Origin of the sequence: Glaciihabitans arcticus (assembly GCF_004310685.1) — a bacterium.
Lineage (GTDB): Bacteria > Actinomycetota > Actinomycetes > Actinomycetales > Microbacteriaceae > Conyzicola > Conyzicola arctica.
Window position 1 is genome coordinate 1,361,698 of sequence record NZ_SISG01000001.1, and the last position, 18,158, is coordinate 1,379,855.

The 18,158-nt window shown below is 67.6% G+C and carries 15 protein-coding genes and 2 tRNA genes; 6 read left to right on the forward strand and 11 right to left on the reverse strand.

Annotated features, from left to right (window positions below; all coding sequences use genetic code 11):
• Nucleotides 1-45: 45 nt before the first annotated feature.
• Together EYE40_RS06505 and EYE40_RS06510 are read left to right on the forward strand one after the other, a co-directional pair.
• Nucleotides 46-756, forward strand: coding sequence for a YcnI family copper-binding membrane protein (locus EYE40_RS06505; RefSeq protein WP_130981191.1), 711 nt, complete (start codon nt 46-48; stop codon nt 754-756).
• Between the two features lie 2 nt (nt 757-758).
• Nucleotides 759-1,370 (forward strand): copper resistance CopC family protein, encoded by a 612-nt coding sequence (locus EYE40_RS06510; RefSeq protein ID WP_130981192.1) that lies wholly within the window; start codon nt 759-761, stop codon nt 1,368-1,370.
• Nucleotides 1,371-1,454: 84 nt separating this feature from the next.
• Here EYE40_RS06510 and EYE40_RS06515 read toward each other — a convergent pair whose 3' ends face one another.
• Together EYE40_RS06515 and EYE40_RS06520 are read right to left on the reverse strand one after the other, a co-directional pair.
• Nucleotides 1,455-2,123 (reverse strand): ATP-dependent Clp protease proteolytic subunit, encoded by a 669-nt coding sequence (locus EYE40_RS06515; protein WP_130981193.1) that lies wholly within the window; start codon nt 2,121-2,123, stop codon nt 1,455-1,457.
• A 12-nt stretch (nt 2,124-2,135) separates the two neighbouring features.
• A complete protein-coding gene (locus tag EYE40_RS06520; RefSeq protein ID WP_130981194.1) occupies nt 2,136-2,756 on the reverse strand; it encodes an ATP-dependent Clp protease proteolytic subunit in 621 nt (206 codons plus the stop codon).
• Between the two features lie 122 nt (nt 2,757-2,878).
• On the opposite strand from EYE40_RS06520, the gene EYE40_RS06525 reads away from it, so the two are divergent.
• On the forward strand, nt 2,879-3,367 hold the full coding sequence (locus EYE40_RS06525; RefSeq protein ID WP_130981195.1) for a tetratricopeptide repeat protein: 489 nt from the start codon (nt 2,879-2,881) through the stop codon (nt 3,365-3,367).
• Between the two features lie 139 nt (nt 3,368-3,506).
• On the opposite strand, the gene tig is transcribed toward EYE40_RS06525, so the two are convergent.
• Both tig and EYE40_RS06535 read right to left on the reverse strand, forming a co-directional pair.
• A complete protein-coding gene (gene tig / locus EYE40_RS06530; RefSeq protein ID WP_130981196.1) occupies nt 3,507-4,919 on the reverse strand; it encodes a trigger factor in 1,413 nt (470 codons plus the stop codon).
• A gap of 46 nt (nt 4,920-4,965) precedes the next feature.
• Nucleotides 4,966-5,039 (reverse strand) — tRNA-Pro (locus EYE40_RS06535).
• A 197-nt stretch (nt 5,040-5,236) separates the two neighbouring features.
• Between EYE40_RS06535 and EYE40_RS06540 the strand changes: the two genes are divergently transcribed.
• Nucleotides 5,237-5,307, forward strand: a tRNA-Gly gene (locus EYE40_RS06540).
• Here the strand turns inward: EYE40_RS06540 and EYE40_RS06545 are convergent.
• From EYE40_RS06545 to EYE40_RS06555, 3 genes are read right to left on the reverse strand one after another with little or no spacing between them, the layout of a single operon-like run.
• Entirely contained in the window at nt 5,299-5,883 is a 585-nt protein-coding gene (locus tag EYE40_RS06545; RefSeq protein ID WP_161972354.1) for a hypothetical protein, read from the reverse strand. The genes EYE40_RS06540 and EYE40_RS06545 overlap by 9 nt on opposite strands.
• Before the next feature lie 29 nt (nt 5,884-5,912).
• Nucleotides 5,913-6,740 carry a phosphotransferase gene (locus EYE40_RS06550; protein ID WP_130981198.1) on the reverse strand — a complete coding sequence of 276 codons (828 nt, stop codon included), beginning with the start codon at nt 6,738-6,740 and terminating at the stop codon, nt 5,913-5,915.
• Nucleotides 6,740-8,341 carry a D-alanyl-D-alanine carboxypeptidase family protein gene (locus tag EYE40_RS06555; RefSeq protein ID WP_161972355.1) on the reverse strand — a complete coding sequence of 534 codons (1,602 nt, stop codon included), beginning with the start codon at nt 8,339-8,341 and terminating at the stop codon, nt 6,740-6,742. The genes EYE40_RS06550 and EYE40_RS06555 overlap by 1 nt, the downstream gene beginning before the upstream one ends.
• Before the next feature lie 134 nt (nt 8,342-8,475).
• Between EYE40_RS06555 and EYE40_RS06560 the strand changes: the two genes are divergently transcribed.
• Nucleotides 8,476-13,314, forward strand: a complete 4,839-nt coding sequence (locus tag EYE40_RS06560; protein WP_130981200.1) for an SCO7613 C-terminal domain-containing membrane protein — start codon at nt 8,476-8,478, stop codon at nt 13,312-13,314.
• Between the two features lie 4 nt (nt 13,315-13,318).
• Here the strand turns inward: EYE40_RS06560 and EYE40_RS06565 are convergent, their stop codons facing one another.
• Complete coding sequence (locus EYE40_RS06565) at nt 13,319-13,972, reverse strand: response regulator transcription factor (RefSeq protein WP_130981201.1); 654 nt, start codon at nt 13,970-13,972, stop codon at nt 13,319-13,321.
• Nucleotides 13,973-13,994: 22 nt separating this feature from the next.
• Complete coding sequence (locus EYE40_RS06570) at nt 13,995-15,311, reverse strand: sensor histidine kinase (protein WP_130981202.1); 1,317 nt, start codon at nt 15,309-15,311, stop codon at nt 13,995-13,997.
• 210 nt (nt 15,312-15,521) lie between these two features.
• On the opposite strand from EYE40_RS06570, the gene EYE40_RS06575 reads away from it, so the two are divergent.
• The gene (locus EYE40_RS06575) at nt 15,522-16,007 is read left to right on the forward strand and encodes a Dps family protein (protein WP_130981203.1); all 486 of its coding nucleotides are present in this window, start codon (nt 15,522-15,524) and stop codon (nt 16,005-16,007) included.
• 99 nt (nt 16,008-16,106) lie between these two features.
• Here EYE40_RS06575 and EYE40_RS06580 read toward each other — a convergent pair whose 3' ends face one another.
• Both EYE40_RS06580 and EYE40_RS06585 read right to left on the reverse strand, forming a co-directional pair.
• Entirely contained in the window at nt 16,107-17,510 is a 1,404-nt protein-coding gene (locus EYE40_RS06580; protein WP_240034738.1) for an amidohydrolase, read from the reverse strand.
• Nucleotides 17,497-18,132, reverse strand: a complete 636-nt coding sequence (locus EYE40_RS06585) for an FMN-binding negative transcriptional regulator (RefSeq protein WP_130981205.1) — start codon at nt 18,130-18,132, stop codon at nt 17,497-17,499. The genes EYE40_RS06580 and EYE40_RS06585 overlap by 14 nt, the downstream gene beginning before the upstream one ends.
• Nucleotides 18,133-18,158 lie beyond the last annotated feature (26 nt).

Genomic DNA, 18,158 nt, shown 5'->3' on the forward strand with positions numbered 1-18,158 from the left:
CCTCGACATCCCTTACCTCTGCAGTACAACCATTGAAGGAAAACCATGAAGAAATCCACCCTGTCGCGCGCCGTCATCGCAGTGGGCGCCGGCACCATGCTCGCCCTCGCTGCCCCGCTTGCCGCCAGCGCCCACGTCAGCATCGACCCCGGAGCCGCCGATCCCGGTGCCTACATCGTCGTCAACGTCAAGGTTCCGAACGAGTCGGAGACGGAGTCAACCGTCAAGGTCGAGGTCAGCCTGCCGACCGATACTCCGTTCTCGAGCGTGCGCTACGTGCCCGTCGCCGGCTGGACGACCGAGCTTGTGCGCGAGACCTTGCCCGAGCCGGTCAAGGTCGGCGAGTCCGAGATCACCGAGGCCGTGACGAGCGTCGTCTGGACCGCCGACGCCGGCTCCGGTATCGAGGCCGGACAGCTCGCGATCTTCCCGCTCTCACTCGGACCGGTGCCCGACACCGGCTCGGTCAAGCTCTCCGCAGAGCAGACCTACAGCGACGGCGAGGTCGTGAGCTGGAGTGAGGACGGCGAGGACGCTGAGCACCCCGCCCCTGTGTTGTACATCAACGATGCAGCCCCGGCCGATCACCATGGCGGCGCAGCGGCTGAAGAAGAAGAGCACGGCGCGGCCGACGAGTCCGATGCATCCGCTTCGGGGGACGACGTTCTCGCCCGCATCCTCGCAATCGGCGCTCTCGTCGTCGGCGCCGTGGGCATCGTGCTCGCGGTGACCGCTCGTCGCAAGCTAGCCGCGTAGGCATGTCCACCGTATCCAGGCTCGCCGCCCTCGCGACGGTCGGTGCACTGGTTGCCGTGCTGCCTGTGCTGGGGCTCGCCGCCCCGGCACAGGCACACAACAGCCTCGTGTCCTCCACTCCGCAGGACGGCGAAACGCTGACCGAGCTGCCCGAAGAATTCTCGGTCACCACGAGCGACCAGCTCCTCGACCTGGTCGGCGACGGCACGGCTTTCGGACTGCAGATCTTGGATGACGCCGGGCGCTACTACGGTGACGGCTGCCTCACCATCTCCGACGCAACGTTGTCCATGCCTGCCGCCATCGGCGAACCGGGCGACTACACGTTCATCTGGCAGGTCGTGTCGGCCGACGGTCACCCGGTGAGCGACGAGTTCGACTTCACCTGGGCGCCCAGCGGCGACGTGACAGCGAGCGAGGGCTCGTCCGCTCCTCCCGTCTGCGGCGAGGACTCGGCAGGAGATTCAGGCACGAGAACCCCCACCGCCGCTCCCGAGCAGCAGGGGGAGGCGGGCGTGGATACGTCATCCCTCTTCTGGATCGGCGGCACAGTGCTCGCGGTGCTCGTTGCCGTGGGTGTCACGCTGCTGCTGATCCGGCCGCGAAAGAAGTAGCTGTGGCGTAACAGCGCTGTCACACAGAGCAAGCACACAAAAAGGCCGTTCCCCGAGGGGAACGGCCCTTTTCTGTGGTGCGAGTTACTGGCCGATGGCCGCAGGAACGTTCTTGCGGGTCTCGAGCACCTGGTCGATGAGACCGTACTCGAGGGCCTCGGCCGCGCTCAGGATCTTGTCGCGGTCGATGTCCTTATTGACCTGCTCGGGCGTGCGGTTCGAGTGGTGCGACAGGGTCGACTCGAGCCAGCCGCGCATGCGCAGGATCTCCGCCGCCTGGATCTCGATGTCCGATGCCTGGCCGCGGCCCGCATCACCCGTCGAGGGCTGGTGGATGAGGATGCGCGCGTTCGGCAGGGCGAGACGCTTGCCGGGCGAGCCGGCAGCCATCAGCACGGCGGCAGCGGAGGCCGCCTGGCCGAGCACAACCGTCTGGATCTGCGGACGGATGTACTGCATCGTGTCGTAGATGGCCGTCATCGCGGTGAAGGATCCACCGGGCGAGTTGATGTACATCACGATGTCGCGGTCGGGGTCCTGGCTCTCGAGAACGAGGAGCTGGGCCATAACGTCATCCGCCGACGCGTCATCGATCTGCACGCCGAGGAACACGATGCGGTCCTCGAACAGCTTGGCGTACGGGTCCTGGCGCTTGTAGCCGTAGGCGGTGCGCTCCTCGAAGGTGGGGAGGATGTACCGTGCGTCGGGCGTGGGGCGAGCCATGCCGGAGCCGGGAAGGTTGAAGTTGTCCATGATCTGCTTCCCTTAGTTCTTCGCCGCGACGTCGGGGTCGTCGGAGACTGACTCGTCGGTGCCGCCGCCGCCGACGACGTCGGAGGCGAACTCGCGGAGGTGGTCGACGAAGCCGTACTCGAGAGCACCCTTCGCGTCGAACCAGTTGTCGCGGTCATTGTCGATGAGGACCTGCTCGACCGACTTGCCGGTCTGCTCGGCCGTGAGCTCTGCCATGCGCTTCTTCATGTCGAGGATGACGAAGGCCTGGGTCTGGATGTCGGCGGAGGTACCACCGAAGCCACCCGACGGCTGGTGCAGCAGCACGCGCGCGTTCGGCGTGATGTAGCGCTTGCCCTTGGTTCCGCTCGAGAGCAGGAACTGGCCCATCGAGGCCGCCATGCCGATACCGACGGTGACGATGTCGTTCGGTACGAACTTCATCGTGTCGTAGATCGCCATGCCCGCCGTGATGGAGCCACCGGGCGAGTTGATGTAGAGGTAGATGTCCTTCTTGGGGTCTTCCGCCGCGAGAAGAAGGATCTTCGCGCAAATCTCGTTGGCGTTGTCGTCACGCACCTCTGAGCCAAGCCAGATGATGCGGTCCTTGAGGAGTTGGTCGAAGATGCTTGAGACCAATGCCGGTTGGGCCATTGTCGCGCTCCATTTGTTTGTAATTGGGTTCTGCGTTATTGCTTGGTTATGAATCTATCGGAGGCGCTCCCGCGAATCCGGCGTGTTCGCCCTCGGCAGACTGCGCGTGTTCAACTGGGTACATGAGCAACGACTGGGGCGCCCCGCAAACCGACGACTGGCAGCAGCGGGTCGAAGCCGTGTGGGCGACTGCGGATGACCTTGCCGACCGCGACCTCATAGCAGCCATCGATGCGCTGGTCGCTGAACGCGGTGCCGACGACGCGGTGGCCGTGTTCGAGGCGGCCTGTGTGCGCGACTCCACGGGACTCGAGACCGAGGCCGAGCCGCTCTACCGCCGCGCCCTCGAACTCGGTCTCGATGAGACCCGCGAGGTGCGTGCGACGATCCAGCTGGCGTCGACCATCCGCAACCTGGGCAAGGTGGACGAGAGCGTCGCCCTCCTCGAGCGGCTGCTGGTCGCTCACCCCGCCGACCAGTGGACGGGACCCGCCGCGGCATTCCTCGCGCTGGCACTCGCGAGTCGCGGGAGCGAGCGGGAAGCGGCATCCGTAGCCCTGATGGCCCTTGCCGACTACCTGCCTATCTACCAGCGCTCGGTGCGCAGTTAGTCGCGGGGTTTCTGCGCAGAATGGCCAAAGAGTGCTGCTCCGCGGCCAACGAAGGTCGATCTCTGGCCATTCGCGGCGTCGAGGGATGCAGAAAGGGCCCGCCACCTCGAAGGTGACGGGCCTTTCCTAAAAGCGCGAGCTACTTGTGGTCGTGACCGTAGTGCTCGTGGTTCGCAGAACGGCCGTGGCTGTCCTTGGCGCCGCCGTGCTCGTGGCCGCCATCCTGCTCGTGGTCGGCCGCGATGGCCTCGTCGGAGTCGTCGTCGGCGTTGTCGAAGCCTGCAGTGAACTCGGAGACGTCGACTGCGGCGCCCTTCGAGTCGACGATCTTCGCCTTGCCGAGAACGACTGCGAGCGCCTTGGAACGGGCGACCTCACCGATCATGGCCGGGATCTGGCCGTTCTTGTCGAGGGCCTGGATGAACTCGCCGGGCTCCATGCCGTACTGCGCCGCACCCTGGATGAGGTACTGGGTGAGCTCGTTCTGGCTCACCTTGATCTCCTCCTTCTCGGCGATCGAGTCGAGCAGGATCTGGCTGCGGAAGGTCTTCTCGCTGGATTCGGTGACCTCAGCGCGGTGAACGTCATCTTCAAGGCGGTTCTCACCCTCGAGGTGACGGTGCACCTCGTCCTCGACCAGCTTCGCAGGAACGGGGATGTCGACCGACTTGAGCAGCTCGTCGACGATCTGGTCGCGTGCCTCGGCACCCTGGCCGAAGACCTTCGACTTCGCGATCTGCTCCTTGAGGTCTGCCTTCAGTTCCTTGATGGTGTCGAACTGGCTGGAGATCTGGGCGAAGTCGTCGTCGGCCTCGGGAAGCTCGCGCTCCTTGACGGCGAGCAGCGAAACGGTGATCTCCGCCTTCTCGCCGGCGTTGTCGCCACCGAGCAGCTCGGACTCGAACGTGGTGGTCTCGCCCGCGGAGAGCGAGTCGAGCGCCTCGTCGATGCCCTCGATGAGCTCACCGGAGCCGACCTCGTAGGAAATGCTGTTGGCGGTGTCGACCTCGTCGCCACCGATCATCGCGACCAGGTCGAGCTGGGCGAAGTCGCCCTTCTTGGCCGGGCGGTCGACGGTGACAAGCGTGCCGAAGCGCGAGCGCAGCTGGTCGAGCTCGTCCTTGACGTCGTCGGCGCTGACCTCGATCGCCTCGACGGTCAGCTTCAGGCCCTCGTACTCGGGGAGGTCGAAGTCGGGGCGGACATCCACCTCGACTGCGATCAGCAGGTCGCCGCTGAAGTCCTTGACGCTGGGAAGCTCGAGCACGTCGGCCTCGGGGCGACCGAGGGTGCGGATCTTCTCGTCGCGCACTGCCTCTTTGTAGAACTTGTCCAGGCCGTCGTTGACGGCGTGGTTCAGAACCTCTTCGCGACCGACACGCTGGTCGATGAGCTGCGGCGGGATCTTGCCCTTGCGGAAGCCGGGGATGTTGACCTGCGAGCCGATGTGCTCGTAGGCGTGCGTGATGCTCGGCTTCAGCTCTTCCGGCGTGATGGCAATGCTGAGCTTGACGCGGGTGGGGCTGAGCTTCTCGACCGTGGTCTTCACCATGGGGTGATCTCCTGAGGTTGTTCTGAACGGTATCTGGTTGTTGCAGTCGGGGCGACAGGATTCGAACCTGCGACCTCTCGGTCCCAAACCGAGCGCTCTACCAAGCTGAGCTACGCCCCGTGATGCTGTGGACTGCTAGTGGCGTCGGCTGCTGGGCATCCGAAATTTGGCCTCGGCAAGTCTAGCTGACTGAAACGGTGGGATTAGCTGTACGAGAAGCCATATCGCTGAGAGCGGAGCGGTGTCGATTCGGGCAAACAGGCTCGCGTCGGGTACAGTAACTATTCGTAGTCGGGCGGACGTTTCCGCCCATCTGCGGGGATGTAGCTTAGTGGTAAAGCCTTAGTCTTCCAAACTAATGATGCGGGTTCGATTCCCGTCATCCCCTCCGTTTTTTACTGCTTCCGGGATACGGCCCCGTGCCGCTCTCGATCACGTATTCGGGCACGCTCGGGCCGTACCAGCAGTAGAGCGCCTGGCCTTTCTCGTGGGCCATCCGCGCCAGACCCAGCCTGAACAGCTTGTTGCCGGTGCTCACCTGATCGGGATGCCACGAGCTCCCCGCCAGCCACGCTTCATCCAGCGCATTCCGCCTCGCCAACCAGCGCGGGGTTTCGCTCTCGCCTCCTGCCTGCTCTTCGTGGAGCACCCGCAGAGTTGCGGCTTCCTCCTCAACCATGAGGTTCAGAAACGTGGCCGAGCAACGATAGAGCAGTCCGTCGCCTACTTCAGCGAAGCGTTCGAGAGCCTCATCCCGCTCGAGTGGCGACCCTCCCAGTACAACGAACAGGTCTCGCATGTTCTCCGCTGATTCGCCACCTTGCTGGGCGTGAACCGAGACGATCGAGGTCGTGCGCCCCGGAAGCGGCACGGCCGGCCCGATGGCGACATCCATCGCCGAGAGACGATTCTCCGGAACGCTGAAGACGATGCAGGTGGTCGCCTGCCGGGGCGACCTGCTCATCGCCGTCGCAATAGGTTCCCAGAAGCCCTTCACCGCACGGCCTCGCGCAGCGCAGCCTCGTTCTGTGCCAGCCAGCGCTGCCGGCGCAGGATGCGGTCGCCCACACCCTCGCCCCACATGCGCGCCCAGCCCCCGCCGAGGGTCTCGGCACGGTGCTTCATGAGGTGCCACGAGCGGTCGGCCAGATTTCGGGATAACGGCACCAGGCTCGCCCGCTCCGCGTCCGATAGCCCGTACGCGTCGACGATCACCCCCGCGCGGTGGAACGGATCGACGCCCTCCACCATGTACTCGCGATCCTCGACCGGCACCCAGGGTGCCCACCAGAGCAGCATGTTGACGACCTCCTCGGCACGGGTCGCCGGCCGCGCCAGGTCGAAGTCGATGAGGGAGAACGCCGCGTCGTCACGGAACACCACATTCTCGGGAGTGATGTCGACGTGGCCGATGAACTGAGGCTCCCCCGCGATCGTGGGCGGGGTGCCGGGAGGGTCATCCCGAAGCATGGCGCTCGACCACTCGGGCAGGCCGATCTCGAGCGCCGCGTCATCGTAGGCGCGCACCAGCCGGGCGACGCTCGCGAGCCTGTCCTCATCGCCGAGCCAGGCCGGCCAGGGACGGGTCGCGACCTCTCCCGAGACGAAGTCGAGCACGTGGCGGTCGGCGGCATCCACCCCAAGATGGCGAGGCGCGCCCGCGAAGCCGAGTTCGGCGAGGCCCTCGAGCAGTCTGCGCACTGGTTCGGAGGTGACGGCGCTCGGCCGACGGACAGTTTCTCCGATGCGCACCAGGCCCTCGGTGACGTCACCGCCCTCGAGAGGATGCTCGGTGAGGTCTCCCCGTTCGCGGTAGAGCATCAGTAGCCGGGTGCGGCGCGATACGCGAAATACGTCTCAAGGGTATGGAACCCGCCCTGCTTGTAATCGGCTGCAGCGGCGGCTCCGATGTAGCGCAGGTGCCACGGCTCAGACGCGTAGCCCGTAACGTTCGTGTAGCCCTTCTCGTAACGCACTATAAAGCCGTACCGCCACGCGTTGGCCTTCACCCACGTTCCCTGCTTCGAGTCGGCGAAGGTATAGATCGAGCCGCAGGCTGATGCGCTGCACGCGACGACGTCGGCCGCGAGACCGGTCTGGTGTTCGCTGTGGCCCGCGCGTGCGGACTGTGAGTCCGCCCACTTCTGGCCCATGGTGCGCACGTACCGGGCGTACAGCGCCTTCTGGGTCGGGTACGACCGGTAGCCGCTGGCGAGCCCGACGCGACCCGCGCCCGCGGCAACCGACCCGGCGTTCATCTTTTCGAGCGATGTCGCCGCTGCCTTGCGCAGCAGGTGCGAGCCAGTGCGCTTCACGGCCGGCAGCCTCAGGTCGGCGGGCACGTAACTCACCGGGTTGAGCTTGTTCTTCTTGTTCGCCACAACCCAATAGCTCGAAGCCTTCGTGAGGCTCTGGCAGGCGAGCAGGGTGCCGACCGCGTTATGCAGCTTCGTCACCGGTCCCAGCAGGGTGATCCGAGCGACGGGCGCGGCGCTCGCGAACGCGATCAGCTGGGGTGAAGCGCAGTGTGCTGTCGAGTAGATGACCGGGGCCCCCGACGCGGCCGCCAGCGGGATCGACCCGACGGCAAGGGCATATCCCGTGTTGGACATCACGAATGCGCGCCCGGGTGCGGAGAAACGAGCGGCGATGGCCGCGGATAACTTGGCGTAACTGGTTCCCCGCACGCGGGTCACCGCGATACCGCGTTTCGTGACCGCGTTCGCGAAGGAGGCGGACACCGCCGCGGATTCGCCGATGACGGTGACTCGGGATGTGCCTGCCGTGGTGAAGAGGCCCGAAAGGTCGGCCCGAACCGCGGTGTCCGAGGGGCGCACGAGTACGAGAGGCGCACCCTGCGACCCCGCCAGCACCGCCGCACTCAGGGTCGCCGGACTGGTCGCCCCGCCCGCGATGACCACGGAACTCGCGTCAGCGAACTGCGCGAGCAGGATCGATGTGGCGTAGAGGTCGGCGGCTCCGATGCGCACCAGGTTGGGCTGGATCGCCCGCAACCGGGTCTCTACCGCGGCGTTGACCACGGTGCTATTGCCGACGACGATGATCCGTTGCGGGGCGAGGCGTTCGAGTTCTGCTGCCGTTGCAGCACCGAGGGCGGTCGGCGCCGTGAGGAGAAGCTGCCCATCGAGATTCGCGGCCGCGGCACCCGCGACGACCCCGGTGAGAAAGCTGGTGCCCGAGGTCACGACGGCGGTGATGCCCGTTCCGTCCACGGGGTTCGCCAGTTTCGACGCAGCGATGGCGACACTGTAGACGTCGGCGCCGCCCACCCGGTCGACGGTGCGGGCAGCGAGGGCCGCCGGTGCGGCCGGTGCGGCACTCGCCGGTGCGACTCCCGCGACGAGCAGTCCGAGAACAACGGCGAGCGCGAGCGGCAGAGCGCGGCGGGACGAGCGGAGCATGGCGGGATCCTTTGTGACCGAGTGGGCACAGTTTAGCTCCGGCCGTCCGCCGCCGTCCCGCGACATCCGTGGACAATCGCGGAGCAATCCTCGTTCGACCGCTACCCTGAGGGACGTCCGTTCAGGGGGAATGAATGACCGAACCAACCGAGAACTTCGCCGCGTACGCAGGGCACGTGCTGTTCCCGCGCACTCCGGCCGATCTCAGCAATCGCGCGCAATGCCCGGCCTGCTTCCACCTGCTCACGAGCACCGTGTGCGACTACTGCTCGCTCGACCTCGGGCATCCCGCCGCGGCGCAGCTCGCGACGGTTTCCTCCGAGGCCGTCGCCGCGCTTGACGAGCGACTGAACATCATCGGGCGCATCCGCTTCGAGACGTCCGCCGCGCGTGCCGCGAAGGTCGCAGCCGAGCGGGAAGAGCGCATTGAGCGCGCTGCCGCTGCCCAGGTGGCTGCACCCGCGGTTGTGGCGCAGCCTGTGTTATCGCAGCCGGTGCCGGTGTTTGCGGCACCCATCCCGCCTATCTCGCCCGTCCTCCCCCCGCCGGTCACTCCCCCCGTCGCCGGGCCCGCCGCACCGTCGCCGGCCCGATCGCGCTCCAGCATCCAGGTGCTCGTGCTGATCGCTGGCATCTCGCTGCTCTCGCTCGCCGCGGTCTCGTTCCTCATCTACGCGTTCGTGAACTACGGCATCGAGTGGCGGAGCGCCATCATCGCGGCGATCACCGTGGCAACCTTCACGATCGCCTCACTGCTGCGCCGTCGGGGCTACGCCGCGACCGCGGAGGGCATCGCCGTCTTCGCAGTGGTGCTGGTCTACCTCGACGCCTTCGCGGTCCGCGCCAACAACCTCTTCGGCGCGGAGAGCGCCCAGCCACAGGTCTACTGGGGAACCACCCTCCTGCTCTCCGCCCTCGGCTTCGTGCTTTGGCACCGCCTGTCGGGCCTGCGTGTACCGAGCGTCGCGGGCTTCAGCGCCCTCGGCATCGGCGCGGGCGTGCTCGTTTACGGCCTCGGCGAGAACCTCGAAACGCCGGCGCGCGCCTACCTCGCGCTGATGGCTGCCGCCACGGTCGGGCTGCTGCATCCGTTTGCGCGGCGCGCCGAGACGTCATCCAGCCCGGAACGCCGCGGCACACCCGAACGACTCATCGCCCTCAGCGTTGCGTTCCTCGCCCTCGCGGGCGGCCTGCTGCCCGCGTTCTTCACCGACAGCAGATCCTTCTTTGTGGCCAGCCTCGCCGTGCTGGGTGTCGGGGTGCTGTCGTTCGCACACGTCGCCCTCGCCGTGCGCGGTCGAGCGGTCGAGATCCGCCCCGTGCGTGACTTCGGCCTCGCCTTCGCCGCCCTTGCCGGTCTCAGCACCGCGTCTGCGGCGAGCGCCACCCTGCTGCACGACCCGACGCCCGAGTTCGGGATGATCGTGCCGCCCGTCGCCGCGGCCCTCACCGTGCTGCTGCTCGACACGGCGTGGCGCGGGCTCGCTCACGCGCCGAGCATCCGCGCCCTCCGTATCGCCGAACTCGGAGCCGCGATTATCGCGGGTGTCACGGCCCTCGTCCCCCTAAGCTTCGCGGCCTGGCTCGTGGCGAGCGCGGCGTTCAACGGTGTCGTTCGGTTCGCGTGGAAGCTCGAGCTCGGTGAATCCCTCGTCGAGGTGTCGACGCGATCGGGCGCTGCTGTCGCTGCGCTCGGGATCGTCGTCGCCCTCGTGATCGTGTTCTCCGCGGCATCCCGTCGCCTGCTCGCACGGCGCCTGCTGGTGACCATCTCTGTCGCGGGCGTGGCCGTTGCCGCGGTGCCGCTGCTGGCCACCGAGTGGCTTGTGGTCGGCGGCTGGCTGCTCATCGGAGCGCTCGGCCTGGCGGCTCTTATTGCTTTCCGAAAGCGGCTGCCGCAGTCGATCCGCTCGGTGGTCGCGGTCGGCGGGCTCGTCGCGACGGCGCTCGGCTACCTCGCGTCGTGGGCAAGTCTCGACTCGTGGCTCGCGGGGTCCGCGATCACCATCCTGCTGCTGATCGGTGCGCGCTGGGCATTCACGGCTGTCGCGTCGCGGGCCGGACTGCTCGCTGCGGCCGTGCTGCTCGGGTACGTGGGCGCTGTGGGGCTCGCGCAGCAGTACACACCCGGCGACTCGGCTAGCGACAACGCGGACAACGCCGTGCGCTTCGGCGGCATGTTCGCTCTGGCGCTGTTCGTCATCGCCGCGGCGCTTCCCCGGGTGCTCTCGACGATCGACCGTCGTGTGCTCTTCCTGATGAGCCTGCCCGTCTCCCTCTTCACCGCGGCCTGGCTGTGGTTCCTGGCGCCGGCCGGAACGATCCTGCTCGAGCCGCTCACGGGCATGCTGGTCACCGCGGGTCTCGTGCTCGCTCTTCTGCTGTGGCTTGTTGTGCGTCGCGACACCGCACTGGCGACCGAGCGGATCGTGGCATCCGCCAGCCTCGCCGCCGCCGTATTCTTCGCGGTCTCCCAGCTCGCGCGCGTTATCGACAGCGCACCCCTCGCGAACCTGTCCCCGGTGATCGCCGTTGCGGTGGTCGCTGCAGGCGCGCTTGCTGTTTCCCTGGTGCGGCCCTCGGCTGTGCCGCGCGACGCCATGGATCTGGGCGTCGCCATCGTCGGCGTGCTTGCACTGCTGGCGCCCGTCACCACCACCACGTGGCTCAGCCTCGTGATTGCGGGCGTTGCGACGCTGCTGCTCGCCATCGACCGGGACGGGCTGTTCGCCTCGGCGTCGCCCCGCCGCTTCCTCGGCTGGCTCGCGCTGGCGCTCGGTACCGCCGGACTCTGGTGGCGCCTCGGTGAGGATGACGTCACCGCTCTCGAGCCCTACGTCCTGCCCCTCGCCGGCGCGCTGCTGCTCGTTGCGCTCCTCGGCTGGCGGGTGAAGCACAGCAGCGCCGCCGCACCGCTCATCGCCCTCGGTGGCCTGCTGGTAGCAATCCTCCCCCTCGCCGTGACCGGCGGCACGGGTGACCTCGTGCGTCCGCTCGTGGTGGGCGGCTCGAGCGCCGTGCTCCTCGTCGGCGGAAGCTGGCTGACCGCCGTCCTGCCGCTGCGCCGCTACCTCGACGTCGCCGCCGCTGCGGGCGCCGCGGGGGTGCTGACCGTCGCTGTCGCACGTGCTGCGGCCCTCGTCGTCGCTACGGAGACCCCCGACCCGCGCTTCGATGCCTGGCTCGGTGGCGCGTTCGTGCTGCTGCTGGTTGCGGCGTTCGGGCAGGCTCGACATCGCGCCGAGGAGACCTCGGGTGTTCGCGCAACCGTCGGACAGGCGCTCGCAACCGTCGGCCTCGCGACGCTCGTGCTGTTCGAGGCGACTGCGCTCGACGGGGGCGACCTTGCCCAGGTCCGGGTGCTCGGCGTCATCGTGCTGTGCGCTCTTGTGAACGTGATCGCCGGCGCAGTTAACCGCGGACCGTTGCGATCCGTTCTCGGCTGGACCGCCGTCGCGGGTGCCGCAATCATGAGTGTCGCGTCCCTCCGGGGAACGCTGGACCCCATCGAGCTCGCCGCGACCCTCGTGATCGTCGCTTTCGCCACCTCCGCGGCCGCTCTCGTCGTCACCCTCGTCGGCCGCCCCGCCCTCGGCCGCGTGCAGCGTGAGATCGGCTTCGCGGTTCCCGCCGGACTCGCGCCCTTCCTGACCGTGCTCGGCCCGGTCGACACCGCCTGGGTGGTGCTCGAGATCGCGGCCGTCACCGCGCTGCTGCTCGCGATCTCTCCCGACGGGTTGTTCGGCGCGGCCTCCCCGCGCAAGCACCTCGGCTGGGTCGCACTCGGCCTCGCCGTCGGCGGACTGTGGTGGCGACTGGCAGGCAGCGAGGTGCGCGACGTCGAACCGTACGTGCTGCCCCTCGCCGGCGCCCTGCTGCTCATCGCACTCTTCGTCTGGCGGGCACACCGCCTGCGAGCCGAACGGGACGCCGCGCCCCTCATCGCCCTCGGCGGACTCCTCGTTGCCATCCTCCCGGTCGGGCTCAACGCCGCAACCGGCCCGGTCGAGCGTGCGGTCATCGTCGGCGCGGTGTCGGTCACACTCCTGCTCGCCGGCAGCTTCCTGCCCGGCCGCGCCGCGCTGCGCCCCTACCTCGACGTCGCGAGCATCGCCGGTGCGCTCGGCGTGCTCGTCGTCACCATCGGCCGCTCGTGGTTCATCTCCTCAACACCGGGGCTTCCGGATGCGACACTCGATGCCTGGCTCGCCGTCGGGCTCCTCGTGCTGCTGCTCGGCGCCGTCGGCCAGAGCGTCCCGCGCGATAACGAGACCCGGCGCACGCGGGAGCGCCTCGCCGAAGGTCTCGGCATCGTCGCCCTCACCATGGGCTTCCTGTTCGAGATCACGGCGCTCGATGGCTCACCCGAATCCCTGCCGCGGGCGCTCGGCCTGGTGATTGTGTTCGCCGCGGTGCACGTGCTTTCTGTGGTCATCGACAGCTCCCCGTTCACGCGCACAGTGTCGTGGGTCGGGCTCGGCTTCTCCGCGATCGCCGCAGCATTCGCCCTGCTCGTGGGCGCGGTCGACGAGGTGGAGTACTCGAGCCTGCCGGTGGCCGTCGCGCTGCTGGTGGGTGGGGCCATCCACCTCGCACGCAACAGCGAGGCACGCAGCTGGCCGCACCTCGGCCCCGGCATGCTCGTGCTCATGGTGCCGTCACTCCTCGCGAGCTTCGAGGATCGGCCGCTCTGGCGAGCGATCGGACTCGCGGTGGTCGGCATCGTGATCATCGTCATCGGACTGGTGCGCAAGCTGCAGGCGCCGTTCCTCGTGGCGAGCGTGGTGACGATCGTGCACGTTGTGGCGACCTTCTCACCGCTGCTGCGCGAGCTCTACGAGCAGAACAGCTGGCTGGTCTGGATCGTCGTCGGCACCGTCGGCGGCACGCTGCTCGTGGTGCTCGCCGCACGGTTCGAGAAGAGCCTCAACACGGCTCGGACGACGCTGCGGAAGGTAGCGGACCTGCGGTAAAGGCTTAGCGCTGCAACCAGGCCAGCACCGCGAGGACGCGGCGATGGTCGCTGCCGGAGTCGTCGAGGCCGAGCTTCTGAAAGATCGCCGTCACGTTCTTCTCCACGGCACCCGTGCCGATCACGAGCGCGGCGGCGATGGCGGCGTTCGTGCGTCCCTCCCCCATCAGCCCCAGCACCTCGAATTCGCGCGGAGTGAGGCGGGCCAGCGGGTCGTGGCGGCGGCCGAGCAGCTGGGCGACGACCTCGGGGTCGAGCACGGTGCCGCCGCCGGCGATGCGGGAGATGGCATCCTCGAGCTCGGCGAGCGAGGCGACGCGATCCTTGAGCAGGTAGCCGATCCCTCCCTCACCCGACGACAGCAGCTCCTGCGCGTAGGCGACCTCCACGTACTGCGAGAGCAACAGGATGCCCACACCGGGCTGCAGCTCGCGGGCGCGGATCGCGGCGCGCACCCCCTCGTCCTTGAACGTGGGCGGCATGCGCACGTCGAGCACGAGCAGGTCGGGCTTCAACGATTCGAGTTCGGCCAGCAGGGCATCCGCATCACCGAAGGAACCGATGACCTCGACTCCCGCCTCGACGAGCACGCGCACAAGCCCCTCGCGCAGCAGCACCGAATCGTCGGCAACGGCTACACGAAGGGCTGGTGTCGTCATGCACCCAGACTAGGGGCGCGGGCTAACCCAGCGGGATGCGCGCCGCGATGACCGTCGGGCCACCCACAGGGCTGTCGACCGCGAGTGTTCCGCCGAGACCCAGGAGGCGCTGCTCGAGCCCGGCGAGGCCGTGCCCCTCCACGGAGACCGCTCCCCCCGAACCGTTGTCGCTGACCTCCACGAGCAGGGCGCCGGACGCATCCAGAGCCACCGTCGCGACGACAGCCGTCGCACCCGAGTGCTTGCTCGCGTTCGCGAGGGCCTCACTGGCCACGAAGTAGGCGTTGCGTTCGATCTCCTGCGGCAGGGATGTACCCTCGGGCAGCTCACTGACGATTGTGGTCGGCACGGCGCTGCGCACGGCAGCGGACTCGAGGGCCGCGACGAGACCGCGGTCGAGCAGGATCGGCGGCGCGAAACCGCGCGACAGTGCACGGAGTTCTTCGAGGGCCTCGCGGGACTGCTCCATCGCCTCGGCGATGAGCACGCGCGCCTTCTCCGGCTCGGCATCCAACTGGCGCTCGGCGGCGGCAAGGTCCATCTGCAGGCGCACGAGCCGCTGCTGCGGTCCGTCGTGGATGTCGCGCTCGAGGCGACGCAGCGAGTGGCCTTCGGCGGAGGAAGCCGCGACGCCGGCGGCGGCGAGACTTCCGACCTGGCGACGCAGCGCATCCGACTTGAAAGCACCGAGGAGGCCGCGAGCGACGAGGTGGTGGAACGACGTGAGCCCGCGGCTCACGAACGGCAGCACCGCGGCGAAGACCACCGCGAGCAGGAAGTAGAAGATGCTGTCCCAGACGAGCAGGGCTTCGGGCGAGAGGTTGGAGGCGTTGAACAGCCATTCCGAGATCGTCCAGTTGTCGTCGCCGCGTGAGGTGAAACGTCCCCAGAACCAGTAACTGACCCCGTTCGCGATCACCGAGACCCAGACGATGGTGATTGTCCAGGTCAGCAGGGCGAGGATGAAGTTCACCACCATCGAGTGCAGCAGGTACAACCAATAGTGGCCGTTGCCGAACATCGAGCCAAGCCATCCCCAGAAACCGGGCTTCGTCTGGCCCCACTCGGGGCGCTCGATCTGCGGCTGGCCGGTCCACTCGAGGAGCTTCAGGTCGAGCGTGCCGAAACCGCGTGCGACATACAGCGCGCCAATGAACAGCACCACGCCGATGAAGAAGGTGACGATCGTGCCGAGGCCGGTGGAGACCAGGGTGATGGTGGTGATGAACGCGGCGAGAGCGAGCGGGTATCCGAGAAGCAGGTAGCCGAGCTCCTTCGGTACGCGGCGCCACATGCTGCCGTAGCTATTCAGCGCGGTGGTATTCGGTGCGGGGTTCATGGTGTCTGCTCATTCTCTCGTGGAAAGGTACAGAACCAGCGTCGCCATTCCCGGGGCTGCGGCACATCCGGCAGCCGCACGGAAGCGCACGGGGGTTATCCCCCCTGGGCTGTTCATCGTTAGGTGGGCCTTCGTTAGCGTTGCCTCAGCTTCCTTGCGGAATATCGGGCCCTGAGTAGCGTTGTACTCGACGAAAGAAGGAGTCACACAATGACTGACACCAAGATTGTTCCCCAGAGCTCCATGAGTGCAGACGTCGTATCCGGCGTCGCCCAGTTCCTCGGCCCCGTCGTCATCGATCTCACCGCTCTCGCGGTTGACGGCAAGCAGGCGCACTGGCACGTTCGCGGAGCGAACTTCCAGGCCGTGCACGAACTGCTCGACTCGGTCGTCGACCACGCCCACGACTACGCAGACACCGCCGCCGAGCGTGTTGTCGCCCTCGGCCTTCCGCTCGACGTGCGCATCCAGACCGTCGGCGCCAAGGCCACCAACCCGCCGCTCGAGGCAGGGTTCCAGCAGTCCGACAAGGTCATCGCGCAGGTCATCGCGTCGATCGACGCCACGCTGGTCACGGTTCGCGCCGCGATCGACGAGCTCGGCCCGCTCGACCCCGCCTCGCAGGACGTCGCCATCGAGATCGCTCGCGGCCTCGAGAAGGACCGCTGGTTCCTCTTCGCGCACCTCGCTGGCTAGAAGAAATCACCTCAACGCTGGTTGAGTAAGCCGCCCGCGGCTGTATCGAAACCGGATTTCGATACGGCGCTGGAGCGCCTACTCAATCAGCGTTGTGCGTTAACGGGCGTCGTGCGTGAGACGCCCGCCGAGCAGCGTAGCCGCGACGGTGAACTCGCGCAGCTGGGCGTCATCCGCCAGCAAAGGGTCACTCTCCGTCAGGATCAGGTCAGCGACCTGCCCGACCTCGACCGTGTTGCGCGTCGACGCGGCGAGGGCCTCGGCGGTGCTGATGCGCTGTTCGGGATGCCACGGCTCCCGCCCACCCCTCGTGCGACCGACTGCGGCCGCCGCCGTGACCCACGGATCCAGCGGTGACACGGGCGCGTCCGAGCCGAGCGCGAGCTGAGCCCCGGCGTCGAGCAGACTCCTGAACGCGAAGGTGCGGTCGGTGCGTCCGGCCCAATAACGGTCCGCGACATCCCGGTCATCGAGCATGTGGTCGGGCTGCACACTCGCGATGACCCCGAGCGCGGCGAATCGCGCGAAGTCGGCCTGGCCCACGAGTTGCGCGTGCTCCATGCGTCCGCCCGACCCGAGTTTTTCAAACGCATCGAGCACGAGCGACACCGCGTGGTCGCCGATGGCGTGCACGGTCGGCACGATCCCGGCGGCGACGGCCTTGCGCAGGTGCGGCATGAGCTGATCGGTGGGCATGGTGAGCATGCCGTGCTCCCCCGGTGTGCCCGGGTAGTCGTCGAAGCAGTAGGCGGTGCGCGTGTTGAGCGAGCCGTCGGTGAGCACCTTGTAGTACCCGACGGTGAGCAGGTCGTTGATGCGCTGACCCGAGCGCATTCCGAGTTCGACGGCGCGGTCGAGATGCGGCGTGTAGATGCCGAACTCGACCCGCAGCGAGTCGATCCCGCCGTCGATGCGGCGCTGCCAGGTGTCGAGGTTCCAGTCCATCTCGAGTTCGGTCACTCCGACCACGCCTCGGGATGCCGCGTGCCGCGCGGCCGCGTCCACCCACCGGTCCAGCAGCAGCGGGTCCACCGTGTCGATGCGGCGCGTGACCTCGAACGCCGGGTCCTCCCGAAGCAGCCCGGTCGGATGCCCCGCGTGCCCGTACTGTGCAAGAGCCGGGGTGTTGAGCCAGACCGCATGCAGGTCACCGCTCACCAGGACGATCGGATGGCTCACCGAGACCTCGTCGAGCAGCTCGACGGTTGGTGCGTCCGGCCACAGCCCGTCGCGGAACCCGAATGCGATGAACGGGGACGCGATGTCGGAACGTTCGAGCCCCGCCCGCACCATGTCGACCGCCTGGCGCGCCGAAGTCGCCGCCGAGACATCGAGTCGCTGCTGCACCAGCGCCCACTGGCTGAAGTGCACGTGGTTGTCCCAGAGTCCCGGCGAGACGAAGTACTCCCCCGTGCCGGACGACGGCTCGATCGCGGTGATGATGCTGTCCTCGATGGTGAGATCCACCGGGCGACCGGCTGAGACGACGTTAGTCAGCTGCACTGTCAGTCTTTCGTTCCTGCGCGCGGCGCATCTCGGCGGCGAGCGGCTTCGAGTTGTAGGGGCCGTCGGACTCGAGCGCGCCGAGCACGGTCTCCATCACGTGCGCAGGCTTGTCCTGACTGAGCTTGAGGCGGGCATCGAACCGCGTCACGCGCAGGCGGATGCCCACGGTGCCCTTGGCGATACGGCGGGCGTAGGTCTCGTCGATGTCGAGGGACACGGGGTCGGGCATCCTCTTCTCGAAATGATCGACCAGGTCGTCGAGTACGCGAAAGTTTTCCTCGTCGCTGAGGATTTCGGGGGTGCCGTAGAGGTGCGCCGTGACGTGGTTCCAGGTCGGGATGAAGGAGACGCCCTCGTACCAACCGGGCGAGATGTAGCCGTGCGGTCCCTGGATGATGACCAGCACCTCGCGCTCGCCGAGACCGTGCAGCTTCTCGTCGGGTCGGCCGACGTGGCTGACCAGGCTGATGCCCTCGGCGTCCTCTTCGAGCACAAACGGATAGTGCGAGGCGACGAGCCCGTCGGGTGTGTAGGAGACGATCGTGGCCCACGCGTTCTCGCGGATGAGGCGCTTGACCTCGTCGACGTCGGTGAGCACGTAGGTGGGTGTGTGGCGCATGGCTCCAGCATGGCATGAGCCGGGAA